This window comes from Allobosea sp. LjRoot90, assembly GCF_964254315.1.
In the GTDB taxonomy this organism is placed as follows: Bacteria; Pseudomonadota; Alphaproteobacteria; order Rhizobiales; family Beijerinckiaceae; genus Allobosea.
Genome location: NZ_CAXUTF020000005.1, coordinates 251,030 through 277,976, shown reverse-complemented (window position 1 = coordinate 277,976; position 26,947 = coordinate 251,030). Strand labels below are relative to the sequence as shown.

Annotated in this window: 27 protein-coding genes; 8 read left to right on the top strand and 19 right to left on the bottom strand. The window is 66.5% G+C overall.

The window, feature by feature from the left end:
* Window positions 1–9 precede the first annotated feature (9 nt).
* Window positions 10–489 (bottom strand): hypothetical protein, encoded by a 480-nt coding sequence (locus tag ACSQ3M_RS19865; RefSeq protein WP_436151800.1) that lies wholly within the window; start codon window positions 487–489, stop codon window positions 10–12.
* 135 nt (window positions 490–624) lie between these two features.
* On the opposite strand from ACSQ3M_RS19865, the gene ACSQ3M_RS19860 reads away from it, so the two are divergent.
* A complete protein-coding gene (locus tag ACSQ3M_RS19860) occupies window positions 625–831 on the top strand; it encodes a hypothetical protein (RefSeq protein WP_436151799.1) in 207 nt (68 codons plus the stop codon).
* Window positions 832–937: 106 nt separating this feature from the next.
* A complete protein-coding gene (locus ACSQ3M_RS19855; RefSeq protein WP_436151798.1) occupies window positions 938–1,579 on the top strand; it encodes a hypothetical protein in 642 nt (213 codons plus the stop codon).
* 17 nt (window positions 1,580–1,596) lie between these two features.
* On the opposite strand, the gene ACSQ3M_RS19850 is transcribed toward ACSQ3M_RS19855, so the two are convergent.
* The 7 genes from ACSQ3M_RS19850 to ACSQ3M_RS19820 all read right to left on the bottom strand — a co-directional run bounded on the left by ACSQ3M_RS19850 (window position 1,597) and on the right by ACSQ3M_RS19820 (window position 9,174).
* On the bottom strand, window positions 1,597–1,875 hold the full coding sequence (locus ACSQ3M_RS19850; RefSeq protein ID WP_284171768.1) for a hypothetical protein: 279 nt from the start codon (window positions 1,873–1,875) through the stop codon (window positions 1,597–1,599).
* A gap of 158 nt (window positions 1,876–2,033) precedes the next feature.
* Window positions 2,034–2,789, bottom strand: coding sequence for a hypothetical protein (locus ACSQ3M_RS19845; RefSeq protein ID WP_436151797.1), 756 nt, complete (start codon window positions 2,787–2,789; stop codon window positions 2,034–2,036).
* Entirely contained in the window at window positions 2,786–3,589 is an 804-nt protein-coding gene (gene iolB, locus ACSQ3M_RS19840) for a 5-deoxy-glucuronate isomerase (protein WP_436151796.1), read from the bottom strand. Before iolB ends, ACSQ3M_RS19845 begins: the two co-directional genes overlap by 4 nt.
* 15 nt (window positions 3,590–3,604) lie before the next feature.
* The gene (gene iolE, locus ACSQ3M_RS19835; protein WP_436151795.1) at window positions 3,605–4,504 is read right to left on the bottom strand and encodes a myo-inosose-2 dehydratase; all 900 of its coding nucleotides are present in this window, start codon (window positions 4,502–4,504) and stop codon (window positions 3,605–3,607) included.
* A gap of 15 nt (window positions 4,505–4,519) precedes the next feature.
* A complete protein-coding gene (iolD, locus tag ACSQ3M_RS19830; protein ID WP_436151947.1) occupies window positions 4,520–6,364 on the bottom strand; it encodes a 3D-(3,5/4)-trihydroxycyclohexane-1,2-dione acylhydrolase (decyclizing) in 1,845 nt (614 codons plus the stop codon).
* A 61-nt stretch (window positions 6,365–6,425) separates the two neighbouring features.
* Window positions 6,426–8,333: a bifunctional 5-dehydro-2-deoxygluconokinase/5-dehydro-2-deoxyphosphogluconate aldolase gene (locus ACSQ3M_RS19825; protein WP_436151794.1), complete on the bottom strand. Its 1,908-nt coding sequence runs from the start codon at window positions 8,331–8,333 to the stop codon at window positions 6,426–6,428.
* Entirely contained in the window at window positions 8,326–9,174 is an 849-nt protein-coding gene (locus tag ACSQ3M_RS19820) for a MurR/RpiR family transcriptional regulator (protein WP_436151793.1), read from the bottom strand. Before ACSQ3M_RS19820 ends, ACSQ3M_RS19825 begins: the two co-directional genes overlap by 8 nt.
* A 122-nt stretch (window positions 9,175–9,296) precedes the next feature.
* On the opposite strand from ACSQ3M_RS19820, the gene ACSQ3M_RS19815 reads away from it, so the two are divergent.
* The 6 genes from ACSQ3M_RS19815 to ACSQ3M_RS19790 all read left to right on the top strand — a co-directional run bounded on the left by ACSQ3M_RS19815 (window position 9,297) and on the right by ACSQ3M_RS19790 (window position 16,360).
* Window positions 9,297–10,097, top strand: a complete 801-nt coding sequence (locus ACSQ3M_RS19815) for an SDR family oxidoreductase (protein WP_436151792.1) — start codon at window positions 9,297–9,299, stop codon at window positions 10,095–10,097.
* 36 nt (window positions 10,098–10,133) lie between these two features.
* Window positions 10,134–11,135, top strand: a complete 1,002-nt coding sequence (gene iolG, locus ACSQ3M_RS19810; RefSeq protein ID WP_436151791.1) for an inositol 2-dehydrogenase — start codon at window positions 10,134–10,136, stop codon at window positions 11,133–11,135.
* Window positions 11,135–11,935: an inositol monophosphatase family protein gene (locus ACSQ3M_RS19805; RefSeq protein WP_436151790.1), complete on the top strand. Its 801-nt coding sequence runs from the start codon at window positions 11,135–11,137 to the stop codon at window positions 11,933–11,935. Before iolG ends, ACSQ3M_RS19805 begins: the two co-directional genes overlap by 1 nt.
* 68 nt (window positions 11,936–12,003) lie before the next feature.
* Window positions 12,004–13,044 carry an ABC transporter substrate-binding protein gene (locus tag ACSQ3M_RS19800; RefSeq protein WP_436151789.1) on the top strand — a complete coding sequence of 347 codons (1,041 nt, stop codon included), beginning with the start codon at window positions 12,004–12,006 and terminating at the stop codon, window positions 13,042–13,044.
* Window positions 13,045–13,099: 55 nt separating this feature from the next.
* On the top strand, window positions 13,100–15,289 hold the full coding sequence (locus ACSQ3M_RS19795) for an ABC transporter permease (protein ID WP_436151788.1): 2,190 nt from the start codon (window positions 13,100–13,102) through the stop codon (window positions 15,287–15,289).
* A gap of 9 nt (window positions 15,290–15,298) precedes the next feature.
* Window positions 15,299–16,360, top strand: coding sequence for an ABC transporter ATP-binding protein (locus ACSQ3M_RS19790; protein WP_436151787.1), 1,062 nt, complete (start codon window positions 15,299–15,301; stop codon window positions 16,358–16,360).
* A 9-nt stretch (window positions 16,361–16,369) separates the two neighbouring features.
* Here the strand turns inward: ACSQ3M_RS19790 and ACSQ3M_RS19785 are convergent, their stop codons facing one another.
* The 11 genes from ACSQ3M_RS19785 to ACSQ3M_RS19735 all read right to left on the bottom strand — a co-directional run bounded on the left by ACSQ3M_RS19785 (window position 16,370) and on the right by ACSQ3M_RS19735 (window position 26,680).
* Window positions 16,370–17,242: a MipA/OmpV family protein gene (locus ACSQ3M_RS19785; protein WP_436151786.1), complete on the bottom strand. Its 873-nt coding sequence runs from the start codon at window positions 17,240–17,242 to the stop codon at window positions 16,370–16,372.
* A gap of 22 nt (window positions 17,243–17,264) precedes the next feature.
* A complete protein-coding gene (locus ACSQ3M_RS19780) occupies window positions 17,265–18,641 on the bottom strand; it encodes a sigma-54-dependent transcriptional regulator (protein ID WP_436151785.1) in 1,377 nt (458 codons plus the stop codon).
* Window positions 18,638–20,353 (bottom strand): ATP-binding protein, encoded by a 1,716-nt coding sequence (locus ACSQ3M_RS19775; protein WP_436151784.1) that lies wholly within the window; start codon window positions 20,351–20,353, stop codon window positions 18,638–18,640. The genes ACSQ3M_RS19780 and ACSQ3M_RS19775 overlap by 4 nt, the downstream gene beginning before the upstream one ends.
* A gap of 70 nt (window positions 20,354–20,423) precedes the next feature.
* Window positions 20,424–20,843 (bottom strand): DUF2147 domain-containing protein, encoded by a 420-nt coding sequence (locus ACSQ3M_RS19770; RefSeq protein WP_436151783.1) that lies wholly within the window; start codon window positions 20,841–20,843, stop codon window positions 20,424–20,426.
* Window positions 20,843–21,235, bottom strand: coding sequence for an EamA family transporter (locus tag ACSQ3M_RS19765; RefSeq protein WP_436151782.1), 393 nt, complete (start codon window positions 21,233–21,235; stop codon window positions 20,843–20,845). Before ACSQ3M_RS19765 ends, ACSQ3M_RS19770 begins: the two co-directional genes overlap by 1 nt.
* The gene (locus tag ACSQ3M_RS19760) at window positions 21,232–22,386 is read right to left on the bottom strand and encodes a GNAT family N-acetyltransferase (protein WP_436151781.1); all 1,155 of its coding nucleotides are present in this window, start codon (window positions 22,384–22,386) and stop codon (window positions 21,232–21,234) included. Before ACSQ3M_RS19760 ends, ACSQ3M_RS19765 begins: the two co-directional genes overlap by 4 nt.
* A gap of 2 nt (window positions 22,387–22,388) precedes the next feature.
* Window positions 22,389–23,234, bottom strand: a complete 846-nt coding sequence (locus tag ACSQ3M_RS19755) for an alpha/beta hydrolase (RefSeq protein ID WP_436151780.1) — start codon at window positions 23,232–23,234, stop codon at window positions 22,389–22,391.
* A gap of 13 nt (window positions 23,235–23,247) precedes the next feature.
* On the bottom strand, window positions 23,248–23,610 hold the full coding sequence (locus ACSQ3M_RS19750; protein ID WP_164985774.1) for an EamA family transporter: 363 nt from the start codon (window positions 23,608–23,610) through the stop codon (window positions 23,248–23,250).
* Window positions 23,607–24,530 carry an arginase gene (locus ACSQ3M_RS19745; RefSeq protein WP_436151779.1) on the bottom strand — a complete coding sequence of 308 codons (924 nt, stop codon included), beginning with the start codon at window positions 24,528–24,530 and terminating at the stop codon, window positions 23,607–23,609. Before ACSQ3M_RS19745 ends, ACSQ3M_RS19750 begins: the two co-directional genes overlap by 4 nt.
* A gap of 16 nt (window positions 24,531–24,546) precedes the next feature.
* Window positions 24,547–25,995: an aspartate aminotransferase family protein gene (locus ACSQ3M_RS19740; RefSeq protein ID WP_436151778.1), complete on the bottom strand. Its 1,449-nt coding sequence runs from the start codon at window positions 25,993–25,995 to the stop codon at window positions 24,547–24,549.
* On the bottom strand, window positions 25,988–26,680 hold the full coding sequence (locus tag ACSQ3M_RS19735) for an MtnX-like HAD-IB family phosphatase (protein WP_436151777.1): 693 nt from the start codon (window positions 26,678–26,680) through the stop codon (window positions 25,988–25,990). The genes ACSQ3M_RS19740 and ACSQ3M_RS19735 overlap by 8 nt, the downstream gene beginning before the upstream one ends.
* Window positions 26,681–26,947 lie beyond the last annotated feature (267 nt).

Genomic DNA, 26,947 nt, shown 5'->3' with positions numbered 1-26,947 from the left:
ATTGTCAGCTCAGCCCTTGAGCTTCGTGTTGCACTGGCTCCAGTAGCCGCCGCCCTTCTCGATCCACTTCAGCTCGCCATTGGCGTTGGCCGTCTTGTTGGCATTGTACTGGTCGACGCAGGTCTTGAGGCGAGCCTTGCCGGCGGTTTCATCCGAATATTTCGGCGCCACGGCCCGCGGGAAGACCGCAGCCTTGGCCTTGCCGGCGGGCTTGGCCGCCGTCGCCGGCTTGCCCGCTGTGGTCGCGGCGGGCGTCGCAGCCGGGGCCGGAGCTTCCGTCACAGCTGCCGCGGCATCATTCTCCGAGGCATCGTCATCAGCGCAGTTGGCCTTGCGGAAATCGTTCCACTTCTGGCCCTTCAGCGTGTTCGCTTTCTTGGCGTCCTGATACTTGGTGCTGCACTCTTTCATGGTCAGGGCCGAGGCCGGCGCAGCGGCGAAGCTCGCGGCCATCAACGCAAGGGCGGTGGAGAACAGAAGCGTCTTCATGAGCAGTCTCCCTGGGGCGGTGAGTCGAACTCGCCGAGGCAAGCTTAACCAACGATGCAAATCTCTGCCATCGCCGTGCGGCAACTTCTGGGCTAGTTGCGGGTTCCATAGCCTGCCACCACAAAGGATGTCTTGATGAAGATCCCCACTTTCCTCGCCCTGTTCGTTCTGGCCTCCGGCCTAGCCGCCTGCACGACCCTGGAACAGCGTGTCAGCGGCGCTGCGGTCGGCGCAGGGACCGGAGCGGTCGTTGCCGGGCCGGTCGGCGCCGTAGTTGGCGGGGCCGCCGGCGCGGTCAGCGCTCCGGCGGTGGTTCGCACCACGCGCCGCGCCACTCGGTAGTCCTAAATCCGGCTTTCTTGCGCGGCGGCGGAACCACGCCGCCGCTCCGTCGTTTCGACCATGAAGCTTTCGAGCCCAGACACTTTCAAGCTCATGGAGTTGACGGATGGACAACGACAAGCGCCTGCCACCGGACGTGCCCAGCACGGATGACATGCGGGACGAAATCGACCGCGCGACCGGCAGCGTTGCGGCGCGCGCCGCTGACCTCGCCAACCGCACGGCGGAGACCGTCAAGGACGGTTACGGGCGAGCCAAGGAAAAGCTCGCCGAGCTCGACCCCGGCGACACGCTGCGCGAAGCAGGCCGATACGCCCAGGAGACGGGCGAGGCCGCGATCGACACGGTCGAACGCCATCCGCTGGCCGCCTTCGCCATCGGCGCGCTCAGCGTCGGCTTGATCGCCTGGGCGGTGACACCCCGCCGTTCGAGTTGGCAGCCGGACACCAGCGGCTGGAGCGGCACGCTGCGCGACTATGGCGATCAGGCGCTCCGCGCTGGACGTGATCTGATCGGAAGCGGCCGCGAGCAGGTCGATCGGAGCCGCGACTACGTCGCCCGCGGGCAGGATTATCTCGATGTCGGCCGCGATTATGCCCGTGAAGGCGGCCGCGCGCTGATGCGCCGCGGCGAGCGCGAGCCGCTGGCGGCCGTGGTCGGCGTGGGCCTTGCGCTCTACGTGATCAGCTCGCTGTTGAGCAGCGGCAGCAGCCAGGCGCAGCCTGCCCGTCGCCGGGCCAAGCGGTAAAAGCCGCCTGTCGGGCTTCAGCCCGACCGGCGCGAGGCCTTCTCCGCCTGGCGGGCTGCCTGCTTCTCGGCATCGCCAGCGCGGACCAGGCTCGTGATCGCGAGCGGCGGCTTGCCCGACCGCTCTGCGATGACGCGATCCTGTTCCAGGATGGCGTCTCGCGCCGGTTCATCGCCGTCGATCCCGCCCAGCAGTTCGGTGGGAACGCGGCGGTTGGAGCTGCGCGAACCATCCTCGTAGAATACGTCGAACAGGACGTAGGCGGCGTCGAGCGGTTTCGATTTCTTGCGGGCCATGATCGATCCTGTCGGTTGGGCGATCCCCCTGGCAGCAACGCACAGGGCGGGCCGAGGGATCGCGGAGCCGCGCAGAGGCGGCAGAATGCTGTGAGCGCGAGGTAACTCCCTCGCGCCGACAAGGCAAGCCGCAACGCTGCCTCCGCCACCCTGCCCGGCTATCGCAGGCTCAACGTCTCGACGATCTCCGAGTCGAGCACGAGATCGTCGCGCGCACCCATCAGCCAGAGGCGATCGGCCGTGAAGCGCAGGATCGGCCGGTCCCACCAGCGATCGAGCATGGCGGCGAGCGCTGCCGCCTCAGCCGCATCGAGATCCTCGCTCAGGTTCCAGATGCCGACGACATAGAGATCGCTGGTCGGCCGTCCGAGCGCCCGTTGCATGAGGTGCAGGGCGTTCTGCCCGTCGCGACGCTCCGGATAGAGCCTGAGATAGAGCCGACCGCGATTGACATTACCGGAGAACAGGCCGCGCAACTCCAGCGCGACCGGCCCGAGGCGCGACAGGGCGTCCCGCGCGGCCGGGCCGATCGCCGGCGGCGCGCCGACCGAGAGTGAACCACACACGGTCGCATGCAGCTTTGCCTGCCGCTGCGCGACCAGATTCCAAGCGATCTTTGCCGCAAACGGGGCCTGGCGGAGCTCCCGCTCGAGCGCCTGATAAGCCGGCGCCTCCGGCAGACCGAGCGTCGGCACGACCAGCGAGTAGATCGGCGGGTGCCGGCCGTTCTCGTAATGCGTCCCGTCCTTCCGCGCGATCGCCTTTGGATGATGCGGATCGATCAGTGGCAGATGCGCCAAACGGTAGCCGTCGTCGAGCGCCATGCCGGCGCCGGCAACGAAGGCTGTGCGGCTGCGGAGATAAGCAAGTTCATCGTCGCCTATCAGCTCGGCCTGCGTCGTCACGATCGTCACGCCTTCAGCATCCACTCATGCGCGGGATCGTTATGGAACTTCCAGACCCGCTTCGGCCCGGCCATGACGTTGAGATAATAGAGGTCATAGCCATGCGGGGCACCAACCGGGTGATAACCCCTGGGCACCAGCACGACATCGCCATCCTCGAAAGCCATGGTCTCGTCGAGCGAGCGGTCGTCGGTATAGACGCGCTGGAAGCCGAAGCCCTGCGGCGGACTCAAGCGATGGTAATAGGTCTCCTCCAGCAGCGATTCCGCTGGCAGCTTGTCCTGATCGTGCTTGTGCGGCGGATAGCTCGACCAGCAGCCAGAGGGCGTGATCACCTCGACGACGAGCAGCCCGTCGGCGGCTTCCGTCTCGGGCAGGATGTTGCGGACATGGCGCGTATTGCTGCCCTCCCCGCGCGTCAGGGCGCCGACATCACTTGGGCCGATGACGCGCGCCGGCCGTGCGCCCGGCTTGCCCGGCGCCGAGCAGATCGCGAGTTCGCACGGCCCTTGCGCCGTGACGCTCCAGTTCGAGCCTGCCGGCACATAGAGCGACCAGGGATCGGGCTCGAATGGCGAGGTGCGCCCGCCGATCACGCCGAAATCCTGACCGCCGGCGCTGGCGGCGACCTTGCCCGAGAGCAGGACGAGGCAATGTTCCCTGTCCCCGGTCTCGCGCGACAGGCTCTGCCCGACCGCCAGCCTGTGAACCGCGAAGCCGACATGGCCCCAGCCGGCCGTTTCAGGCGTGACCTCGTGGATGCGCCCCTCGGCATCGGGCGCCTGCGGCTTGACCAGTAGCTTCGACATGATTTCTGCCCAGGCTCAGACGAGCCCAGCCTCCTTCAGGCTCTGCTTGAGATGGGCGACGCCCTTCTTGGCATAGGTCAGCGGGTGCGCCTTCTCGGGGTCCTGCTCGGCCTCGACCACGACCCAGCCGGAATAGCTCGGCAGCGCCTTGAACACTGTGGGATAGTCGACCATGCCGTCGCCCGGCACGGTGTAGACGCCGAGTTCGGAGCCCTTGCCGAGAATGGCGTCGAGGAAGCTCCAGTCTTCCCGGCGCGCCTGCTCCATCACCGCCTTGCGCACATCCTTGGCATGGAAGTGGCTGATGCGGCTGCGATAGCGCTCAGCCAGCTTGGCGGGATCGGCCCCGCCCCAGGTCGCGTGGCCGGTGTCGAGCAGGAGGTGTGCCGCTTCGCCAGTCGCCGCCATGAAGGCGTCGATATCGGTCTCGCTCTCGACGATCGTGCCCATGTGGTGGTGGTAGACCAGCCTGACGCCCTCGGTGAGCGTGCGCTCGGCGACCTCGGTGATCCGCCGCCCGAACTGCGCCCACTCACCGGCCGCCAGCACCGGGCGCTGCGACAACGGCTTGCTGCGGTCGCCATGGATCGCGTTCGAGGTCTCGGCGAAGACCAGCACGGTCGAGCCCATCGCTTTCAGCAGGTCGAGATGGGGCCGCAGCTGCTTCATCTCTTCGTCGGCGTCACGCTTGAGCAGCTCGGCCGAATACCAGCCGGAGATGCAGGCCATGCCGAAGGGGTCGAGCGCCGCCTTCAGTGCCTTCGGCTCACGCGGGAACTTGTGGCCGAGCTCCATGCCGACGAAGCCGGCTTCGCGGGCCTCGGCCAGACAGGTTTCCAGCGGCGTCGCGCCGCCGATATCCTGCAGATCGTCATTCGACCAGCCGATGGGGTTGGCGCCGATACGGATAGGCATGTCGTCCTCTTCGATTCAGTTGTCGCGCGCCGCGAGCGCGCCGTCATAGCGCTTGCGCGCCGCCTTGACCTCATCGCGCACCGAAACCTCGGGCACCGCGACCTCCCACCAGTGCCCGCCGGCATCGGTCGAGATCAACGGGTCGGTATCGATGACGATGACGCTGGTGCGGTCGTGGCTGCGGGCCTCGTCGAGCGCGGTGTCCAGCTCGGCCAGGCTCGCGACCTTACGCGCGATCGCCCCCATCGAGCCGGCATGCGCCGCGAAATCGATCTCGGGCAGTGCCTCGTGCCGGGTGTCGCGCAGGAGATTGTTGAAGGAGGCGCTGCCGGTCGCGTTCTGCAGCCGGTTGATGCAGCCGAAGCCGCGATTGTCGAGCACGACGATGGTGAGCTTGACCCCAAGCATCACCGAGGTCGCGATCTCCGAGTTCATCATCAGATAAGAGCCGTCGCCAACCATGACGAAGACCTCGCGGGCGGGATCGGCGAGCTTAGCGCCTAACCCACCGGCGATCTCGTAGCCCATGCAGGAATAGCCGTATTCCATATGGTAGCCGCCGGGCGCGCCCGGCTGCCAGAGCTTGTGCAACTCGCCCGGCAAGCCGCCGGCGGCGCACAGCACGACATCGCTCACGCGGCTCTGGCGCTGCACCGCGCCGACAACCTGCGCATCGCTGGGCAGGGCCTGATTGCTCGCCGCGGTATAGCGCGCGGCGGTCGCGAGCCAGGCGTCACGGGACGTCTGCGCCTGCGCCGTCCAGCCAGCCGGCGCTTTCCAGCCCGCGAGTGCCGCTTCGAGCTCAGCGAGGCCAGCCTTGGCATCTGCGACAAGCGGCTGCGCGCCATGCTTGCCGGCATCGAAGGCCTGCGTATTGAGCCCGACGATCCGGCAATCCGGATCGGCAAAGAGCGCGCGCGAGCCGGTGGTGAAATCCTGCAGGCGCGTGCCGACCGCGAGTACGACATCGGCATTCTTCGCGGCATCATTGGCAGCGCCGGTGCCGGTGACGCCGATCGCACCGAGATTAAACGGATGGTCGTGCGGCAGGGCGCTCTTGCCGGCCTGCGTCTCGGCGCTCGGGATGCCGTGCGCCATGCAGAAACGGGCGAGCTCGCCCTCCGCCTCACTGTAGAGAACGCCACCACCCGCCACGACCAGCGGCCGCTTCGCAGCCTTGAGCAGCGCCACCGCCTGCGCCAATTCCTGTTCGTCCGGCCGTGTCCGGCGCGGCGTCCAAATCCGCTCAGCGAAGAAGCTCTCCGGATAGTCATAGGCTTCCGTCTGCACATCCTGGCAGAGCGCCAGTGTCACCGGCCCGCAGTCCGACGGATCGGTCAGAACCTGCATCGCCCGCTCGAAGGCGGGGATCAGTTGTTCCGGCCGGGTGATCCGGTCGAAATAGCGCGAGACCGGCCTGAAGCAGTCATTGGCCGAAACCGTGCCGTCGCCAAAATCCTCGATCTGCTGCAGCACCGGATCGGGCCGGCGCCCGGCGAAGACATCGCCAGGCAGCAGCAGCAGCGGCAGGCGATTGACATGCGCGACTGCAGCAGCCGTCACCATATTGGTCGCGCCGGGCCCGATCGAGCTCGTCACCGCCATCATCCGGCGCCGGCGCGAGGCCTTGGCGAAGGCGATCGCCGCATGCGCCATCGCCTGCTCGTTATGCGCCCGCAGCGTCGGCAGGATATCGCGCGCGCCGTAGAGCGCCTCGCCGAGGCCGGCGACATTGCCATGGCCGAAGATCGCCCAGACGCCGGCGAAGAGCGGCAATGTCCGGCCGCCGACAACCGTCTTCTGCGCCGCCATCGCCGCCACCAGCGCCTGCGCCATGGTGAGCCTGATCGTGCTCATTATGCGTCTCCTCGGCGCGCCCGTCGCTCATCCCGTGATGGACGAGCGCAAGCGTCTTGCAAACTCAGGAATTCGAACCTTGCCAGGCTTCGACCAGCCGGCCGAAGCGCTCGGCCATCATCGCGGTCGCGGCCTCGTCGTCGAGCGTCCCGGCGAGCCAGCCGCGCGCCGCCTCACCGAAGATGCTGCGCCCGACCGCAAAACCCTTCACCGTCTTCGCCGTCTGCGCCAGCCGGAAGGCCTGCTCCAGCTCCGGTAGCGGTGCATCGAGACCGAGCAGCACGACGCCGCGGCAATAGGGATCGTTCTCGGCGATCGCGGCATCGACCGCGGCCCAGGCCGCCGTTGTCGGCTGCCCCTCCAGCTTCCACCAGTCTGGCTTGATGCCGATCTCGTAGAGCCGGCGCATCACGCTCGCCATGGTGTCGTCACCGAGCGGCCCGTTCTTCGAGCAGATGATCTCGACCAGCAGCTCGCGGCCGACCTGCCGGCAGGCGAGTGCCACCCGCTTCAAGGTCGCCTCCTGCTCGGCCTTCAGCGCCGCATCGTCGTCAGGGTGATAAAAGGCCAGCACCTTGACGACATGGTCGACCGGCCATTCGTTCAGCACCGCCCCAAGCGAGCCATCAGCATCTGTTTCGAGACGCAGCGGCCGCGAGCCCGGCACCTCCAGCGGCCGCGCGATCCAGAAGCCGTGATCGCCGGCGCGGAACAGCGCCTCGCGGCCATGGCGCCCGTCGAGCAACATGCCGAAACCGTCAGCACCCTTGGTGATCCGCGCCGCGGCGTCGACGGCGAGCCGCTTGAAAACCGCTATGCGCTCACGCGGCACGCCGGCCTCGTCAGCCATCGCCTCGATCTGGGAGCGATGATCGATGGCGAGTGCCATCAGCGTCGCGGCCTGCGGCCGGCGTGTCGTCGCCCAATGGACGTGGTTGATCGCGATGTCGTGTCGCAACGCCCGGTGCGGCGAGCCGTTCTTCAGGAAGAATTGAAGTTCGGCGAAGGTCGGGCTTTCCGGTGAGCAGAGCAGGCGCGAGACGGCAAAAGCGCCGCAGGCATTGGCCCAGCTGCAGCAGGTCTCGATCGGCTCGTCGCGCAGATAGCCGCGCAGGAAGCCGGACATGAAGGCGTCACCGGCGCCGAGCACGTTGTAGACTTCGACCGGGAAGCCCGGCCCCTTGATGCCGTCCTCGATCGAGGTGGGAATGGCGCCAGGAAAGACGACGCAGCCCATCGGCCCACGCTTGCAGACGATCGTCGCCTTGCTCTGGCTGCGGATATTGCGGATCGCGACGAGGGTGTCCTCCGAGCCACCGGCGGCGTGCAATTCCTCCTCGGTGCCGACGATCAGGTCGCAATCCGGCAGGATCGCCTGCAGGTGCTGGGTGACGGTGTCGGAGCGGATATAGCGCTCTTCGCCGGCGGCGTGGCCGGCCAGTCCCCAGAGATTGGGGCGGTAATCGACATCGAACACGACCTTGCGGCCATGCTTGCGGGCGAATGCGATCGCCTTGCGCTGCGCACTGGCCGCATTGGGAATCGCGAAATGCGTGCCGGTGACCACGACCGCCTTGGCGGAGGCGATGAAGGCCTCGTCGATCTCGCTCTCGTCGAGCGCGGCGTCGGCGCAATCGGTGCGGTAGAAGATCAACGGAAACGTCTTCTCGTCGCGCACGCCGAGGATGACCAACGAGGTCAGCCGCTTGGGATCGACGATGACGCCCTTGGTCTCGACGCCTTCGCGCTGCAGCTGCTCCAGGATGAAGCGGCCCATCTGCTCGTCGCCGACGCGGGTGATCACTGCCGATTTTAGGCCGAGCCGGGCCGTGCCGATCGCGATATTGGTCGGGCAGCCGCCGACCGCCTTGGAGAACGAGGCCATGTCCTCCAGCCGGCCACCGATCTGCTGGCCGTAGAGGTCGACCGAGGAGCGGCCGATCGAGATCAGGTCGAGCACGGGTTCAGGCATCAGGGCGGGCTTTCTCGGCAGTGCCGACGGCGAGCGTCATGGCGAGCACGAAGGTGGCGGACATCGAACGGAAGGCGCCGTAATCGGCTTCATCGACCTCGAGGCATAGGGAACAGTGCTGGGCGAGCGGGCTGAGCGCGCTGTCGGTGATCGCGATCACCGGAATGCCCTTCTCGTGGGCAGCCGCCGCGATCGCGACCGTCCCCGGCGTATAGGGCGCGCAGCTCACCGAGAGGACGACATCGCCCGGGCGCGCAATCGCCGCCTGCTCGGGGCCAAGCGAGGCGATATTGTCGACGAGCACCGCGCGGATGCCGAGCTTGCCGAAAGCGTAGGCGAGATAGGACACCACAGGGAACATCCGGCGCGCGCCGACCAGGATGATCGTCTCCGCTCCGGCAAGCAGGTCCGTCGCTTTGTCGACATCGCGGTGCCGGATCGTCGATTGCAGCCGCGATAGCGAGTTGCGGCTGGCCTCGGCGAAGCCGTCGAGCAGCACCTGCGCCATGTTCGGCCCGGCCGCGCCCTCCTCGCGCAGCGCCACCAGCCGCTCGCGATAATCCGGGAATTGCTGGCGCAGCCGCGAGCGGAAGAGCTGCTGCAACTCGCTGAAGCCGGAATAGTCGAGCGCCTGGGCAAAGCGCACCAGGGTCGAAGCCTGCACGCCGGCCTGCTGCGCCACCTGCGCCGCGGTGTTCAGCGCCATGTCGTCGGGGTTGGCAAGCGCATAATCGGCGACCTGCCGCAGCCGCTTCGGCAGGTTCGGCCCGCGCTCACGCAGCAGCGCGACGAAGCCGTCGAAATCGTCCCGTGGCGGGTCCTGCTGCAGTGGCGACGACATGGGGAACAGGGGCTCTCGCGGCCTTGACTTGTGCCGGGAGAGAATGGAATGTTTGTTCCATTAGTCAAGCGCAATAAAAATAATGTGCCATTGTGACAGTGGCGCTGCCAGGGAGATCAGAGGTGTCCAAGCCAACCGACTTCCGTCGCGAGCTCGACGGCAAGGTCGCCGTCGTCACCGGCGGCAGCCAGGGCCTGGGCGAGGCGATCGCCCGGGAATTCGCGGCACGCGGCGCTGCCGGCCTCATTCTTACCGGCCGCAACCGCGAACGCGGCGAAGCCGTCGCCGCGAGCCTGAAAGCCGCCGGCTGCAACGCGATCTTCCACACCGCCGACCTTGCCGATCTCGACGCCGTCCGCGGAATCGTCCCCGCCGCCGAGCAAGCTTTCGGCCGGCTCGACATCCTCGTCAATGCCGCTGGAGACACCGATCGCGGCACGATCTTCGACACCAGCCCCGAGCTCTATGCCCGCATCATGGCGGTCAACCTGACCGCGCCCTTTTTCCTGATCCAGGATGCCGCCAACCTGATGCGGCGCGAGAAGATCGAGGGCGCCATCGTCAATATCCAGTCGATGTCGGCCCATGGCGGCCAACCCTTCCTCGCCGCCTACAGCGTCTCGAAGGGTGCGCTGGCGACGCTGACCCGCAACGCCGCCTATGGGCTGCTCGCCGATCGCATCCGCGTCAACGGCCTCAACATCGGCTGGATGGCGAGCCCGGGCGAGGACGCGATCATGCGTCTGCGCCATGGCGCGCAGGATGGCTGGCTGGAGGAGGCGCAGGCCGGAAGGCCCTTCGGCCGCCTGATCAATCCGCGCGAGGTCGCCAAGGCCGTCGCCTATCTGGCGTCATCCGAATCGGGGTTGATGACCGGCGCCAATATCGACTTCGATCAGACCATTCTCGGCGCGCATGACTAAGGCGCCGGAGCATTCTCGAACCGCGGGACAACGGACGTGATGAGATTTGGATTGCTGGGCGCCGGCCGCATCGGGCGCATTCACGGGCTCAATGTCGCGGCGCGCGCCGATGCGCAGCTGGTCGCGCTTTCCGATGCCTCTGCGGACGCCGCCGCCTCGCTCGCCCAGGCTTCCGGCGCCAAGGTGGCGACCACGGACGCAATCCTCGCCGATAGCGGCATCGACGCCGTGGTGATCTGCACGCCGACCGACACCCATTCCGACCTGATCGAGGCCGCCGTCTCGGTCGGCAAGGCGGTCTTCTGCGAGAAGCCGGTCGATCTCGATGCCGGCCGCATCCGCCGTTGCCTCGAAGTGGTCGCGAAATCCGGCAAGCCGCTGATGATCGGCTTCAACCGTCGCTTCGACCCGAACTTCGCCGCGCTGGAAGGCCGCCTGCGCGCCGGTGAGGCCGGCAACGTCGAGATCGTCAGCGTGATCTCGCGCGATCCCGGCCCGCCGCCGGTCGAGTATGTCAAGCGCTCGGGCGGGCTCTTCCGCGACATGATGATCCATGATTTCGACATGGCCCGCTTCCTGCTCGCCGAGGAACCGGTCGAGGTCTTCGCGCTCGGCTCGGCACTGGTCGATCCGGCGATCGGGCAGGCCGGCGACGTCGACACCGCCGCGGTACTGATGCGCACCGGCAGCGGGCGCATCGCCCAGATCTCGAACTCCCGCCGCGCGACCTATGGCTACGATCAGCGCATTGAGGTGCACGGCTCCAAGGGCATGCTGCGCGCCGGCAATATCCACGAGACCACCGTCGAGATCGCGACCGGCGCCGGCTTCCGCGCCGACCCGGTGCAGAACTTCTTCCTGGAGCGCTACGCCGCCGCCTATCGCGCCGAGCTCGACGCCTTCATCACCGCCTGCCGCGACAAGCGAGCGCCCTCCCCGTCCGGACTCGACGGCTTGAAGGCGCAGATCCTGGCCGATGCCGCGACCGAGTCCCGCCGCACCGGCAAGCCGGTCGCCGTTTCGCTCGAGGCTCTGTGATGACGCCTGCCGAACTCGAACTGCGCGAATATGCCGTGCTCGGCCTCGTCGCGGAGGCGAGCCATCTCGCGCTCGACTACTTCGGACGCAGCGACTCCCTGAACATTACGATGAAGGGAGCCCAGGATTGGCTCACCGCCGCCGACGGCGCCGTCGAGAGCTTCCTGCGCGAACGACTCGGACGGCTGTTCCCGGCCGACGGAGTGATCGGCGAGGAAGGCGGTGGCGAGGCGGCCGACGCGGTCTGGATCATCGACCCGATCGACGGCACCGCCAATTTCGCGCATGGCGATCGCAACTGGTGCATCTCGATCGGCTTCGTCCTCGCCGGGCGACCTGAGATCGGCGTCATCGCCGCACCGGCCCTTGGGGAGGTCTACCGCGCCCGGCGCGGCAGCGGGGCGAGCTTGAACGGCCGACCGATCCGGGTCTCTGGCACCAGCGACATCGGCCGCGCCAGCCTCGAATTCGGCTGGTCGAAGCGCAAGCCCCTCGACAGCTATATCGAGATGGTCAGGCGCGGCTTCGAGGCCGGCGCTGCAGTCAAGCGCCCCGGCGCCGGTGCGCTCGGGCTCTGCCATGTCGCCTGCGGGCGGACCGATGCCTATGCGGAGCTGCATATCAATTCCTGGGACGTCGCTGCCGGGCTGGTGATCGCCGCCGAGGCCGGCGCCCACGTCAACGACTTCTTCGAGGGCGATGCGATCACGGCCGGCAATCCGGTCCTGTGCTGCACGCCGGAGCTGCAAGATGAGTTGGAGTGCATCACCGGAATAGTAAGCCGGCACAAGGATCGTTGATCTTTTCGAGCAAACGGTCACTATTGACCCAACAAGAACAAGTCAGAACCAGACATCGGGAGGAAGACATGCTGTCATTGAACCGGCTTCGCGCCGGGCTATTCGCGGTCGCCGCTAGCGGGGCTGCTTTCGCCGCCGCTCCGGCCCAGGCCCAGGGCTCCCTCGTCATGTATTGCGGCGTGCAGGAGGAATGGTGCCGCGCCATGAGCGGTGCCTTCGAGAAGGAAACCGGCATCAAGGTCGCGATGACCCGCAAATCGGCAGGCGAGATCTACGCGCAGCTCAAGGCGGAATCGTCCAATCCGCGCGGCGACATCTGGTGGGGCGGCACTGGCGACCCGCATCTGCAGGCGGCCGAAGAAGGTCTGACGCAGGAATATGAATCGCCCGCCAACAAGGACATGCACGACTGGGCGCTGGCGCAGTGGAACGCCGCCAAAAAGCGCTCGATGGGCATTTATGCCGGTGCGCTCGGCTTCGGCTACAACACCCAGCAGGTCAAGGCCAAGGGCCTGAACGAGCCGAAATGCTGGGCCGATCTGCTCGATCCCAAGCTCAAGGACGACGTCCAGGTCGCCGACCCGAACTCGTCGGGTACCGCCTACAACCTGCTCGCCACGGTCGTGCAGTTGATGGGCGAGGACAAGGGCTTCGACTATCTCAGGCAGCTGCACAAGAACGTCAGCCAATACACCAAATCGGGCGCCGCTCCAGCCAAGGCGGCGAGCCTCGGCGAGACGGCGGTCGGCATCGTCTTCATCCACGACGCCGTCGTCTTCGCGGTGCAGGGCGATCCGATCAAGGCCGTCGCCCCTTGCGAAGGCACCGGCTACGAGATCGGCTCGATGTCGATCATCAAGGGCGCGCGCAATCTCGACACCGCCAAGAAGTTCTACGACTGGGCCCTGACCCCGGCGGCGCAGGCGCTCGCCGCTCCGGCCAAGTCCTATCAGGTGCCCTCGAACAAGAACGCGCCGGTCCCGGCCCAGGCGCCGAAGATGTCGGAGATGAAGCTGATCAACTACGACTTCGTCAAATACGGCTCCTCCGCCGAGCGCGTCCGCCTGCTGACGAAGTGGGACAAGGAGATCAAGGCGCTGCCGAAGTGAGCGCCCGATTGATCGCAGACTGATCGCGGCCATCTGAGACGAGAGGCGAGAGACGATGCGTCCCGCGACGAGGCTTGTGCTGATGGCCGGCTGGCTCGGCTATGTGCTCATCCCCTGGTATCTGCCCGAGGGGATGAGCCTCACCGGCTACCCGTTCGGCAAGGGCGGCACGGCGCTGGCGCTCGTGCTCTCCGGAGCTGCGCCCTGGCTGCTGCCGATCGGCATCGCCCTCGTCCTCGCCAGCCTGCTGAGCGCCCGCCAGGAGAACGCCACCACCGGCAAGCTCCTCGCCTGGATCGGCTTTGCCGGCCTCGTCGTCTTCTTCGCCCAGGGCTTTTCCATCACGCTGAAAGACCAGGGCATGCCGGCGCTGGCAGCCATTCTCGGTGGCGCCGGCGCCGCCCAGTCCGGCATGGGCTTCGGCGCGCTGGTGACGCTCGTCTCGCTGCTGCTACTGCTCTGCCACGGCCTGGCCTATCGCGGCCTCTGCCGTGGCGACATCTTCACGACGTCCTCGGTCGGCATCGTCATCACGCTGATCGCGCTCTTCATCTTCCTGCCGGTCTCGACGATCCTGCGCAGCGCGCTCGTCGACCAGTCCGGGAACCTCGTGTTCGGCGAGTTCGTCGAGCGCTTCTTCAGCCCGACGATCTGGGGGCTTGGCTGCCTCAGTGCCAACACCAATTGCGGCGTCGCCTGGAACACGCTGATCCTGGCAGTGCTGACCGGCGTCATCACCACCCTGCTCGGCCTTGCCTGTGCATTGCTGATCCTGCGCACCGGCATGCCGGGCAAGCGGGCCATGCGCCTGCTCACGGTGTTGCCGATCATCACGCCGCCCTTCGTCATCGGCCTCGCGCTGATCCTGCTCTTCGGGCGCTCCGGCCTGTTCTCGACATTCCTGTTCGACTGGTTCGGCGTGCCGCGCTCGCGCTGGATCTACGGCCTGCCGGGCGTGCTGCTCGCCCAGGTCCTCGCCTTCGCGCCGATCGCCTTCCTCGTGCTGATCGGCGTCGTGCAGGGCATCGCGCCAAGCCTGGAGGAAGCCTCGCAGACGCTCGGCGCCAAGCGCTGGACGACCTTCCGGACCGTGACCTGGCCGCTGCTGCGGCCCGGCCTTGCCAATGCCTTCCTGCTCGGCTTCGTCGAGAGCATGGCCGATTTCGGCAACCCGCTGGTGCTCGGCGGCAATTTCGAGGTGCTCTCGACCAAGATCTTCTTCGCGGTGGTCGGCGCCGCGCATAATCAGGGCCAGGCGGCGGTCCTCGCCGTCGTCCTGCTCGGCTTCACGCTCGCCGCCTTCTGGGCCCAGCAATACTGGCTCGGCAGCAAGTCCTACACCACCGTCACCGGCAAGGGCGATTCCGGCCTGCCGACGCCGCTGCCGCGCCGGATCACCTGGATCTCCGCCCTCGTCATCGGCCCGTGGGTCGCGCTGACCGCGGTGATCTACGTCGTCATCCTGATGGGCGGCTTCGTCAAGACGATGGGCCGCGACCATACGCCGACGCTGCAGCACTACATCACCGGCTTCTCGATCGATTTCAGCCGCGGCCTCTATTTCGACGGTTCGGCCTGGCCATCCTTCTTCACCACGCTGAAGCTCGCGGCGATCTCGGCGCCGCTGACGGCGACCATCGGCCTGCTCACCGCCTACCTGCTGACGCGTCAGCGCTTCGCCGGGCGCGGCATGCTCGAATTTGCGACCATGCTGAGCTTCGCCATTCCCGGCACCGTGCTCGGCGTCGCCTATATCCTCGCCTTCAACGTGCCGCCGGTCGAGATCACCGGCACTGGGCTGATCCTGATCATCGCCTTTGTCTTCCGCAACATGCCGGTCGGCGTGCGCTCTGGCATCGCCGGGCTGTCGCAGATTGACAGGAGCCTGGACGAGGCCTCGGCGACGCTCTCGGCCCGCAGCTTCACCACGCTCTGGCGGGTGGTGCTGCCGCTCCTGCGCCCGGCCCTCGTCGCCGCACTGGTCTACAGCTTCGTGCGCAGCATGACGACGGTCAGCGCCGTGATCTTCCTGGTCTCGGCCGAGTACAACCTCGCCACCGCCTATATCGTCGGCCGGGTCGAGGCCGGCGAGTTCGGCCTCGCCATCGCTTATTCCTCGGTGCTGATCGTGGTGATGGCGATCGGCATCAGCCTGATCCAGCTCGGCGTCGGCGAGCGCAAGCTCGGCCGGCGCGGCACGCCTGCCCTCGCCTCCTCCGCCGCCGAGCCGATCAAACAAGGATAAGCGCTTCCCATGTCCAAGGCCGGCCCAGCCTCCGTCGAGTTCCGCAATGTCAGCATGCGCTATGGCGCGGTGACGGCGGTCGACAATGTCAGCTTCACGGTCGAGGCCGGCAAGCTGGTGACGCTGCTCGGCCCCTCCGGCTGCGGCAAGACGACGACGCTGCGCATGATCGCCGGGCTCGAGATCGCCAGCGAGGGCGAGATCCTGATCGGCGGCAAGGATGTCACAAGGCTGTCTGCCGCCGACCGCGATGTCAGCATGGTCTTCCAGTCCTATGCGCTCTTTCCGCATATGAACGTGCTCGACAACGCCGCCTATGGCCCGACCGTGAAGGGCCTGCCCAAGGCCAAGGCGCAGGAGATGGCGCTGGAGAAGCTGGCGCTCGTCGGCCTCAAGGGCTTCGAGAAGCGCTACCCTTCCGAGTTGTCAGGCGGCCAGCAGCAGCGCGTCGCGGTTGCCCGCGCGCTCGTCCTGGAGCCGCAGGTGCTACTCTTCGACGAGCCGCTCTCCAACCTCGACGCTAAATTGCGCCGGCGCGTCCGCGAGGAGATCCGCGAACTGCAGCAGACGCTCAACCTGACCGTCGCCTATGTCACCCACGATCAGGAGGAGGCGCTCGCCGTCTCCGACCGCATCATCGTGATGTCGAATTCCCGCATCGCCCAAGAGGGCACGCCGCGCCAGCTCTATGAGGAACCCGCCAACGCCTTCGTCGCCGACTTCATCGGCGATGCCAACATGGTCGACGTCACCGTGAAATCAGTCGCAGACGGGCGCGCTACTGTCGCGATCGGCCCTGCGACCGTCTCATTGGCGGCGCGCGGCCTGCAGCCGGGGCCGGCCAAGGCAGCGATCCGGCCACAAAGCCTCCTGGTTACGCGCCATGAGAGCCAGGGCGCCCTGCCCGGCAAAGTCAGCAAATGCGCCTATCTCGGCAACCATCTCGACCTGATGATCGAGACCGCGGTCGGCGAGCTCTTCGTCATCAGCCACGATGTCGACGACATGCTCGCGCCAGGCACGCCGGTCTGGCTCTCCTTCGCCAACTCGGGCGTGATCCTGGTGCCCTGACGGGCGCCCTCAGCCGCCGATGTGGAAGGAATAGCTCGCGCCGATGCCGACCGAGAACTGGTTGCGCTGCCCCAGCTTGTCGACAATCGGCGAATTCGCGGCGTCGCCGACCAGCCTGTCGTAGCGTGCGAACAGCGTCGTGGAGAGACTCGGCGACCACGCATATTCCAGCGACGAGGCCAGACCGACCGACTTGGCGCCGCCGCCGGGCTTGTAGGGGGTGACGATGCCATTGAGCGCGGCCTCGTAGGGCAGGACGCCGAATTGGCGCCGCATGAACGGGGCGGTGCCGAGCGACAGGCGCGGGCCGACGGCAAAGGTGAAGCTGCCAAACCGCTCGACCCAATCGGCCGAGAGATCGGCGACGACGCCATGATGGCCGTTGAAGCCCTGGCGAACCTCGATGCGGGTGCGCAGCCGGTCGGGAACCAGCCAGTACTCCGCAAAGACACCGGCCTCGATCGCCCATGGCACATCGCGCAGGCCGAAGAGCTTGCGGTTCGAGCTCGCATAGCGACCGGCGCGATAGTTGCCGACGACACCGACGCTGAAGCGATCGGTTTCATAGAGCGCATAATCCAGGCCATCATCGGGCGCGCTGAAACCAGCCTCCTCGCCAGCTCGGCGCCAGGAGATCGACGGCATGAAGGATGGGCCCATCGACTTCGCCCCATCGTACTTCGGCCCCATCTCGAAGGAGCCACCCAGCGTGATGATCCAGCCCTTGGCCGGGGTCGGGTCCGTCACAGCGCGCTTGTCGTCATCGTCGTTTGCCAGCGCAGCTCCGCTGGCAAGGGCGAGCAGAGCCGCGATCCCGGCTAGGGCGACGGACCGACGACGCAGGCTGCGGCAGGGATGTTCGGGACGTGTATTGGCAGGCATGAAAAGCAGTGTCCCGTGGTCGTCAGTCCGCGATTGCGCGGCCCAGCTTGATACCGAGTTTCTTGATCCGGTGCCAAAGGCTTCGCTCGGCTATGCCTAGCAATTTCGCAGCCCTGACCTGCACACCGTCGCTGCGCCTGAGCGCCTCGATGATGAAGTCGCGCTCGATCCGCTCAAGCTCGGCGTCGAGATCGCGTGGCAATCCGTCCCGGTCGGTCCGGCGGTTGCCGCTGAACAGATCCTGCGGCAGATCAGTTGCATCGATCGTTTGCGTTTTCGTGACGATCACCGCCCGCTCGATGCAGTTGTGCAGCTCCCGGATGTTTCCGGGCCAGTCATAGGCGGTCATCGCCACCATGGCTGCCGGCGAGAAGCCGCTCGCACGCTTGCCCATCCCCTCCGCCAGTTCGGCCAGGAAATGCGAGGACAGCAGCGGAATATCGTCGGCGCGATCGCGTAGCGGCGGCAAAACGATAGGAAACACGTTGAGTCGATAGAACAGATCCTCGCGGAAACTGCCTCCTTCGATGGCCTGGCGCATGTCGCGATGCGTCGCCGCGATCAGCCGGACATCGACCGCCTGGGTCCGCGTCGCACCGACTGGCTCGAAGCTGCGCTCCTGGATCACGCGCAGCAGCTTGGCCTGGATCGGGAGGGACATATCCCCGATCTCGTCGAGAAAGAGCGTGCCGCCATCGGCCGCGGCGAAACGGCCGATCCGATTGGCGAGCGCGCCGGTGAAGGCGCCTTTGACATGGCCGAAGAGCTCGCTCTCCAGCAGGGTCTCGGGGATTGCCGTGCAGTTGACCGCGATGAAGGGTTTGTCGCGCCGCGGGCTGTTGAAGTGGATCGCGCGGGCGACCAGCTCCTTGCCGGTGCCGCTCTCACCGTTGAGCAGCACGGTCGCCTTCGTCTCGCAGACCTCCGTGACCTGCTCGATTACACGGCGGAAGGCCGCGCTGTTACCGACCAGGGTATCGAAGCTGTAGCGGCCTTCGAGCTCGCTGCGCAGCCGCTCATTGTCACGCACGACGTCGGCAAGGCGCAGCGCCCGCCTGATGGTGGCGGACACATCGTCGATCTCGAAGGGCTTGGCGATGTAGTCGAAGGCACCCTCCTTGACGAGATCGACCGCGTCGCGCACCGCCGCGAAGGCGGTGATGATGATGACCGGAACCTCTGGCCAACGGCTGCGGACCTCGCGCAACAGCGCACGACCATCCATCACCGGCAGCCTCAGATCGGTCAGCACCAGATCGAAGCGTGTCTGGTCGAGCGCGATGAGCGCAGCCCGCGCGCTGTGCACGGCCGTCGCACGGTAGCCGAGGTCCTCCAGCGCCGCCGCCAACACATCGGCGAGCCGCACCTCGTCGTCGACCACCAGGATGGACTGGCTCATGCCGCCACTCCCAGTTTCGCCCGCGGCAGCGTGATGGCGAAGGCAGCGCCCTGCCCCGGCTCGCAGACACAAGAAGTGCTGCCACCATGAGCCTCAGCCACGGCCTGAACCTTGGCGAGGCCGAGCCCAGTGCCCTTGGCCTTGGTGGTGAAGAAGGGATTGAAGATTTCCTGGCGGATCGCATCGGGCACGCCGGCCCCCTCGTCGCGGATCGTCAGCGAGACGGTCTCGCCGGCGACGCTGACGCTCGCCCGGATCGTGCCGCCCTCCGGCATGGCGTCGATCGCGTTGAGGATCAGGTTCAGGCAGGCTTGGTACAGCTGGTCGGGATCGCCGAGGACGGTCGCGCCGGCACTATGGTCCTCGACTGTCAGCTGAATCTTCTGGCGACTGAACTCCGGCGCCGCGATCGCCGCAACGCGATCGATCACAGCGCGCAGCGGCAGCTCGACCTTCGCCGGTGGCTTCGGCTGGGCAAAATCGAGGAAGTCGCGCACCAGCGTCTCGATGCGACGGACCTCGTCGATGACATAGCCGAGCATCTTCTCCTCCGCGCCGCCGAGCTTGGCGCGGTTGCGGACGACTTCCGTCGAGGTCTTGATGATCCCCAGCGGATTGCGAACCTCATGGGCGATCACCATCGCCGCCTGGCCGAGTGCCGACAGCCGGTCCTTTCGCCTGAGCTCCGCCTCAAGGTCCTGCAGCTTGCCGAGCTGTTCGGCCATGCCGTTGAAGCCGGTGGCGAGCTCGACGATCTCGCGCCCGCCCCCAACCGAGACGCGCTGGCCGAAGTCCCCGGCCGAAATCGCCCTCACGCCCTGTGTCAGCGCACGCAGGGGGCGCACCAGCAAATCCGAAGTCAGGATGCCGACGACGATCGAGATCGCGCTGCCGAGCAGGAAGATGCCGAGGAACAGGCTCTCCCGGCCAAGCTGCTCGAAGAAGCCGGCTTCGCTGCGCATGCCGATGAAGCTGATCGCCGCGAGCTCACCGTCGATACCGCGCAGGCCCGAATAGACGGCGCGATAGGCGCCACCGTCAGCTGCCGGCTCGAAGACCCCCTCCTCTCCGGCCTCGAGCTTCGCTCGTATGCTTTCCGGCACGCCGGTCATGCGATCGGGATGGGTCTGCATGACCAGTTCGAGCTGGCCGTTGAACACCGCGAAGAGCCGGACCTCCAGCGAGGTCACCACCTTGATGCCGCCGAAGGAGCCCTCGTCGAGCCAGGTCCCAACCAGGATATTGGCCGGCTGGCCGTTGATCTGCACAGCCTGGACCGCACCCGCCATGATCCAGCGTTTGCCGTCCGTCTCGATCCTGAAAAGACCGAGACTGGTCTCCGCCGGCAGCGGGCTGGCGCTTTTGAAGTCCCTGGTTTTGAACAGGACGTCGCCGCCCGGGCGATAGATCGCGATCAGATCATAGCCGACCGAGCTCAGCACCGCGAATTCGCGCTCGACGGTGCGCTGCATCTTGTGCTCGTCGGTGGTCTGTTCGAGCCGATGCCCGATCACACCGGCGACGCGCTGCGCCTCCTGCGTCGCCTCGGATATCTCGAGGGCGAAGAAGCGCGAGGTCTCGCCCAGCCACTGCTCGACATTCTCCTCGAACGCATCGGAGATCAGCCTCGCCGCGATATAGGCGGACGCCAGCATCGCCGGCACGCTGACCAGCATGAAGCCGATCACCAGCCTGAACCTGAGCGGCGTCATCCGCATCGACATTCGAGGACCCGTTCCATTCACCTCCGGCCACCGATCAGCCACGTCGTTCCCACCGATCTCATGGCTGCCTCGACCAGGTATCGTCGTCGCAGATCAGGCCACCGAGCACGCAGCCGCGCATGACCAGACTCCAGTGCGAGGCCAGCTCAAGCGTAGTGCGATAGCTCTTGCCGTCAGCGGGATTGTAGCCCTCGCCCTCCAGCGCGCCTTTCGCAGCCGGCTTGAAGCCGGAGAGTACCTGGAGACCCAGCAGTGAGCGCTTCCGCAAGGCCTCATCCGGGTTGAAGATGTCGAAGCGCTCCTGCTTCAACCAGACGATCTTGCCGCACAGCGCCGAGCCACAACGGTTGATCGCGATCTCCGATTCCCCATCGGAATCGCGCCAGCGGCCGACCATGTCACCCATCGGATCGGCGAGGGCCGGCAGCGCTGTCACGAGCGCCGCCGCTAACACCGAGGCCAGGCCAATCCCGCGCATCACTCGTCGCTCCCGAGCAGGATGACGCCTGCGATGATCAATGCGATTCCTCCTGCACGCAGCAGGTCAATCTGTTCGCCGAAGGTGAGCCAGGCCAGCAGCGGAACTGTGACATAGACCAGCCCCGTCATCGGGAAGGCGCGGCTGAGCGGCATGTCGCGCAGGATCGCCATCCAGACGACGAAGGTGCCGATATAGCCGAGCGTCGCGAGCCAGACCCCCGGCAGCGACACCGCCTTCGCCATCATGGCGAGGCCGAAATCCATGTCGCCGAGCCCATCCGCGCCCCATTTGAAGGCGAGCTGCGTGCCGGTGTCGAGCACGACGAAGACGATCCAGATCGCGAGCTGGCGCGCCCAGGGAGTCGTGGCCGGTGGCGAGATGCTGCTCATGCGGCCTTCTTTCGGGCGATTGCGGCGAGGTCAGGGTCGAATCGCTCGAAGCTCAGCCAGGGGCTCAGCGAGCGCAACGCCCATTGCAGCGGCGCGAGTCGGTGCCTGACATACAGGGTCGATGGCACCAGCCAGCTGCCGAAGCGCAGCTTCGAGGCATAGGCCGTCTGGCCGCTCTGGAGCTTGTGGGTGCCGCGCTCCAGGCAGAAGCGGACATTCGTCATCCAGCTCACGGCATAGAGATTATGGTCGCGCGCCAGCGGGTAGCGCATGCCCAGGAACTTATCGATCACCCGGTCGGGTTCGACCAGAAGTAGGTTGAACGCCGCCAGTTCCTCGCCAATCCAGTAGAGCGCAAAGACCGCCCGCTCGCCGAGCGCACGCGAGACCGCGCCGAAATAGCCGGGTGGCAGAACTTCGAGTTCGCCATAGTCGAGCCCGCTCTGAGCCCGCGTCGCCTCGTAGAGTGCGGTGATCCCATGCTCCAGCCCGGCGATATCGGTATGGAAGGTGACACGCACCTCGTCTGCCTTGGCGAGCTTGCGCTTGATGTCCTTGCGCGTCGCCGCCGAGAGCGAGGCGAGATAGGCGGCCTCATCGGCGAAGGGTAGGTCGAGCAGCGCAACGGGGAGGCTGTCGAGCCGGGCGAAACCCGCCTGCTTCAGAAGTCCGCCGAAGCCGTCCTCTTCGGCTGGCGCCAGGTCCTTCCAGACCACGAGATGCGCACCCTCCTCTGCCGCCTGTTGCTCGAGCGCGACGGCCAGCGCCTGGAAAGCCGCGTTACGCCCGGCGGCATCGAGCCGCGGCGAGAAACCGAGATGACAGCGTTCGGCATAGGGCGAGCCGATGCAGAGCACCTTCAGGGTGACCAGCCCCGGCACATGCCGGAACAACGCATCGCCGACAGCACGCAGGCGGCCTTGCAGGGGCGTGTCGAGCCGGTAGCTCAGCCGGAAGAACGGCGTCACGGCCACGACCTCGCCCCCGTCCTCGACGCACGCAGCCGCCATGCGCAGGCCGACGCCGCTCTCCGCAGCAACCGCGTCGCAGGCGCTGTAATAGGCATGGCATTCAGCCTCGCCTGGCAGGCAGGCGTCCCAGGCGGCAGAAGCGATGTCCGCGATGCCAGCCAGGATACGGCCCTGGATCATGCTCATTCCGCCGCCACGACGTGCAATGGCACCACCGGCGCGCGGGCTTTGGCGAGCCGGCCTGCCAGCGCCAGCGAGCGCTCGATCACGATCTCATGCTGCTGGTCGATGGTGACCAGGTGATAGCTGTCGTCGAGGATCACCGCATCGACCAGCCCGCCGAGCTTGCGCTGGATCTCGAAGGCATTCGACAGGTCGGCGATATCGTCCTCGCGCGGATGGACCAGCAGCGCCGGGCATTTGACCAGGGGCAGCTCCCGGCGCGTGACCGCGATCAGGTCCCACATCTCTTTCAGCGAGCCCGAGGGCGTGCCGAGCAGGCCGGCCTCGGAGCTGTCGCCATTCGTCAGCGACGAGACGACGAGGGCGCGCGTCCGGGTATCCTTCAGCCCATAAGGCTCGCGCTCGACGAAACGGTAACGGCGCCCGAACGGGGTGTTGATGAACCATTTCAGCAGGAAGGCGTAGCGCGGGATCGACCAGCCATCGTAGCGGAAGGTCGGGGCATAGAGCGCGAGCCCGTCGACTTGGTTCGGGCGCTGTGCGGCGACATGCATCGCCAGCACCGCGCCCATGGAAAGCCCGCCGACGATCACCGTGTCGCAGATCTCGCGCATCCGCTCGAGCTCTGCGAACACGCTATCCGTCCAGTCGCGCCAGCCGGTGGCGAGGATCTCGGCCTCGCCAGCGCAATGCCCGGCGAGTTGCGGGCAATGCACGGTGTGGCCGGCGCGATGCAGCGCCCGGGCGACGAAGCGCAATTCGGTCGGCGTGCCACCGAGGCCGTGGATGAGCAGGAAGCCGGTCCGGTCCCCGGCGAGGCGAACGCTGAAATCACGCTTGGTCATCGGAACATGTCCGTCAGGCTGTTCGGGCGACGATGATGACGCCGCAGGTGATCAGGAAGGAGCCGAGCCATTGCCGGCGGCCGACGCGCTCACCGAGGAAGACGGCGCTGGCCAGGGAAATGGCGAGGAAGTTGGCGCTGGCGATTGGGAAAGCGATCGAGAGCGGCACCTCCGCCAGGATGCGCAGCCAGATGAAGAACTCGGCGACGTAAGTTGCGATGCCGGCGGTGACCCAGCCGCAGCGTGCCATCGCCGCGGCGGTGGCACGAAAATCGGCGCCTTGCGGCAGCCTATCGGCGCCGATCTTGAAGCAGATCTGGCCGGCGACGTCGCAGACGACCGACAGCACGAACCAGAGGATGATGGTGGTGCTCATGACAGCACTCGCTGGAAGCAGTCGATCAGGCTCGCATTGACGCGGGCATTGATCGCGAGCTGCTCGGGCGTCGGCGTGAAGCACGGTGGATGGTCGAAATAGGCCAGCGTCGCGCGGAACGGATCGGTGAAACGCGGCTCCGACCAGTCGCCGCAGACATCGGCGCCGATGATCCTACGCTCGCCCGCCAGCCGCTCGACCGCCGCCAGCAGATGGCTGAGGGGCAGTTCGCCCTGGTCCCAGTTGGTGCAGGCGTCGGCTGGCGCGAGCACATCCTTGTCGATCGTCAGCCAGATGGCGGGCGTCGGGATCGCAGCGATCAACTCGCCGAGGAAGTCGGACCAATCCACCTCCGCAAGGTTGCGCCAATGCAGATGGCCACCCTGCTGGCGAAAGCTGTCGGCCTTGCCATAGCGCCCCCAGACCCGGGAAGGCGCATGCCGCCAGGGATAGAGCGCGATCCGCCCCTCGGCCACGGCCTTGAGATTGGCAAACTGCCATTCCGGGCGCACGAGATCGTCGCTGCACGGGCCGATCGTCACCACCTTGCGCACATCAGGCAGCTCCAGCGCCCGGTTGACCCAGCTGCCGCAATTCACCGTCGCCGGAAATCGCACCCAGTCGGGATGATTGTCGAAATGGACGACCGTGACCGGCTCCTCGACGCGGCTGAGCAGGACCGAGGTGACGTGATGGAAATCGCCCGAGCCGTAGAAGAAGACGGGCGCGCCCTCGCCTTCGCCATCGCGTCGGCCGAGACGTTCAAACAGCTCGGCCTTCGCCCGGCGCCCCGCGACGATGCGCAGCGCGCCGGCGAGGTCCGCCGCCTCGATACGCTCGGCCGAACCGGCATCGATGCGCCGGCGCAGCGGCTCCTGCGCCGCCACGCTGCCGTCGAGATCGATCACGCTTAGGCGCAAAACCCGTCTCCGCCGCTCAGGCGTTCGCGACCCGGGTGAAGAGCTGGTCGAGCAGCTCGATCGCGAGGTCGATCTCGGCGTAGCTCATGGTCAATGCCGGCGCGAGCGTGATGACGTTCTTGTAGTAGCCGCCGATGTCGAGCACGAGGCCGTAGCGCTTGCCGCCGACTTCGAGGTCGGCCTTCATGCCCTCGTCGCACATCAGGTCGACCAGCCGCTTCGATGGGGTGAAGCTGTCATGCGGCTCGCAGATCTCGATGCGCAGCGCCATGCCGAGGCCGTCGACCTCACCGACGATCTTGTGGCGCCGCTCCAGCCCCTTCAGGCCCTCGAGGAAATACGCGCCCTTGGCCATGACCATGGTCTCGTAGTCCTCTTCCTCCATCATCTTCATCGCCTCGAGCGCAACGGCGGTGCCGAGCGGGTTGGCGTTGAAGGTCGAATGGGTCGAGCCGGGCGGGAAAACGGTCGGGTTGATCAGCTCTTCCTTGGCCCAGATGCCGGAGAGCGGGTTCAGCCCGTTGGTCACAGCCTTGCCGAAGACGATCACGTCCGGCTGCACGCCGAAATGCTCGATCGACCAGAGCTTGCCGGTCCGGAAGAAGCCCATCTGGATCTCGTCGACGACCAGCAGGATGCCGTGCTGGTCGAGCACCTTCTTGAGCTCGATGAAGAAATTCGGCGGCGGGATGACGTAGCCGCCCGTGCCTTGCAGCGGCTCGACATAGAAGGCGGCGTATTCGGCCTCACGGACCTTGGGATCCCAGACGCCGTTGTACTCGCTCTCGAACAGCCGGGCGAACTGCTGCACGCAGTGATGCCCATACTCTTCCTTGCTCATCCCCTTGGGACCACGGAAATGGTAGGGGAACGGGATGAAATGCGCGCGCTCGCCGAAATGGCCGAAGCGGCGGCGATAACGATAGGACGAGGTGATCGCCGAGGCGCCGAGCGTGCGGCCGTGATAGCCGCCCTCGAAGGCGAACATCAGGCTCTTGCCGTTCTTGGCGTTGCGCACGAGCTTGAGCGAATCCTCGACCGCCTGGGCGCCGCCGACGTTGAAGTGGACGCGGCCCTTAGTGCCGAACTTGCGCTGCGCATCCCTCGCGATCATCGCCGCGAGCTCGATCTTCTCGCGGTGCAGATACTGGCTCGCCACCTGCGGCAGCGTGTCGATCTGGCGCTTCAGCGCATTGTTCAGGCGCGGATTGGCGTAGCCGAAATTGACGGCCGAGTACCACATCTGCAGGTCGAGGAAGCGGTTGCCCGCCGCATCGAGCATGAACGAGCCCTCGCAGCCCGAGAAGATCTTGGGGAACTGCGTGTAGTGGACCGTGTCGCCATGCGAGCAGTATTCGGCCTCGAGCGCGAGCAGGCGGGCCTCTTCTTCGGCGAGTGTCGCGGCAGGCGCAGCGGAAAGATCGACCTGCTCGGCGCGGTCGAGCAGGGTGAAGCCGTCATCCATTGATCATGTCCTTGCGGGCGGGGGTCGCCGGCTCCGTCGCGGAGTCCGACAGCAGGGTTTCAAGGAGGCCGAGGGCCTCGGAGAAGGTGTTGAACGGGCGGTGGCCGATGCCGTTATCGCGGCAATGTGCGATCAGTCCGTTCTTGGCGAAGACGAGGTCGGCCTGGCCGGCCACGCAGAAATCGGAGCGGCCATCGCCGACCAGCAGAGTCAGCGGCCGGCTGAGGCTGCTGGCGACGCGGCACTTGCAGGTGCCGCTCGTGCAGCCACCGGAGGGGTCGGCATGCGGCGAGGTCAGTCGCCAGCGATCGCCGGGCAGCGGCTCGATATGGTTGGCGACGACCGTCAAACCGTTCAGACCCGCCCGCCCCAGCAGCGCGTGAATGGTGCGATCGAGCCCGTCCGAGACGACGGTGACCGGGATCGCAGCGCGCTGGCACAGCCGGACGAAGGCGGCAAAGCCCCAGTCGATCGCGAGCGACGACACGAAGGTGTCGAACACATCGGGCGAAGCGTGCAGCAGAGCGACCTGACGTTCCATGCACTCACGCGAGCCGATCCGCCCGGCAACCCAATCCGCTTCGATCTCCTCCCAGCCCGGCTCCGCGAAACGCTGCAGCACACGGTCGGTCGTATCCTCTCGTGAGATCGTCCCGTCGAAATCGACGATTGCCTGCCAGTTCATGCCCGCTGCGCTCCAGCCAATCCGCGCGCCGCTTCAGCAACCTCTGTGCCACAAGACAAATCATTGAAAACACTAACTTAAAGGAAATTCAAACCGGTCGACTGACCGCTCTTTTTGGAGACGGCTCCAAATTTTGGAGTACCGCACTCAATCTATGGTTCGGAGAGTTTGCCGGAGGATTGCCTGGCGAATGGCTCGTCTGGCGACAATGCGTGAACCGCAGGCGCTCGTTGGCCCGCGTCCTCTCTCAACCCTCCGCTGTGGTCG

Coding starts and splice junctions, on each gene's coding strand:
- ACSQ3M_RS19865 (WP_436151800.1), bottom strand. CDS start 489: ATGAAGACGCTTCTGTTCTCCACCGCCCTTGCGTTGATGGCCGCGAGC.
- ACSQ3M_RS19860 (WP_436151799.1), top strand. CDS start 625: ATGAAGATCCCCACTTTCCTCGCCCTGTTCGTTCTGGCCTCCGGCCTA.
- ACSQ3M_RS19855 (WP_436151798.1), top strand. CDS start 938: ATGGACAACGACAAGCGCCTGCCACCGGACGTGCCCAGCACGGATGAC.
- ACSQ3M_RS19850 (WP_284171768.1), bottom strand. CDS start 1,875: ATGGCCCGCAAGAAATCGAAACCGCTCGACGCCGCCTACGTCCTGTTC.
- iolB (WP_436151796.1), bottom strand. CDS start 3,589: ATGTCGAAGCTACTGGTCAAGCCGCAGGCGCCCGATGCCGAGGGGCGC.
- iolE (WP_436151795.1), bottom strand. CDS start 4,504: ATGCCTATCCGTATCGGCGCCAACCCCATCGGCTGGTCGAATGACGAT.
- ACSQ3M_RS19825 (WP_436151794.1), bottom strand. CDS start 8,333: ATGCCTGAACCCGTGCTCGACCTGATCTCGATCGGCCGCTCCTCGGTC.
- ACSQ3M_RS19820 (WP_436151793.1), bottom strand. CDS start 9,174: ATGTCGTCGCCACTGCAGCAGGACCCGCCACGGGACGATTTCGACGGC.
- ACSQ3M_RS19805 (WP_436151790.1), top strand. CDS start 11,135: ATGACGCCTGCCGAACTCGAACTGCGCGAATATGCCGTGCTCGGCCTC.
- ACSQ3M_RS19800 (WP_436151789.1), top strand. CDS start 12,004: ATGCTGTCATTGAACCGGCTTCGCGCCGGGCTATTCGCGGTCGCCGCT.
- ACSQ3M_RS19795 (WP_436151788.1), top strand. CDS start 13,100: ATGCGTCCCGCGACGAGGCTTGTGCTGATGGCCGGCTGGCTCGGCTAT.
- ACSQ3M_RS19790 (WP_436151787.1), top strand. CDS start 15,299: ATGTCCAAGGCCGGCCCAGCCTCCGTCGAGTTCCGCAATGTCAGCATG.
- ACSQ3M_RS19785 (WP_436151786.1), bottom strand. CDS start 17,242: ATGCCTGCCAATACACGTCCCGAACATCCCTGCCGCAGCCTGCGTCGT.
- ACSQ3M_RS19780 (WP_436151785.1), bottom strand. CDS start 18,641: ATGAGCCAGTCCATCCTGGTGGTCGACGACGAGGTGCGGCTCGCCGAT.
- ACSQ3M_RS19775 (WP_436151784.1), bottom strand. CDS start 20,353: ATGACGCCGCTCAGGTTCAGGCTGGTGATCGGCTTCATGCTGGTCAGC.
- ACSQ3M_RS19770 (WP_436151783.1), bottom strand. CDS start 20,843: ATGCGCGGGATTGGCCTGGCCTCGGTGTTAGCGGCGGCGCTCGTGACA.
- ACSQ3M_RS19765 (WP_436151782.1), bottom strand. CDS start 21,235: ATGAGCAGCATCTCGCCACCGGCCACGACTCCCTGGGCGCGCCAGCTC.
- ACSQ3M_RS19760 (WP_436151781.1), bottom strand. CDS start 22,386: ATGATCCAGGGCCGTATCCTGGCTGGCATCGCGGACATCGCTTCTGCC.
- ACSQ3M_RS19755 (WP_436151780.1), bottom strand. CDS start 23,234: ATGACCAAGCGTGATTTCAGCGTTCGCCTCGCCGGGGACCGGACCGGC.
- ACSQ3M_RS19750 (WP_164985774.1), bottom strand. CDS start 23,610: ATGAGCACCACCATCATCCTCTGGTTCGTGCTGTCGGTCGTCTGCGAC.
- ACSQ3M_RS19740 (WP_436151778.1), bottom strand. CDS start 25,995: ATGGATGACGGCTTCACCCTGCTCGACCGCGCCGAGCAGGTCGATCTT.
- ACSQ3M_RS19735 (WP_436151777.1), bottom strand. CDS start 26,680: ATGAACTGGCAGGCAATCGTCGATTTCGACGGGACGATCTCACGAGAG.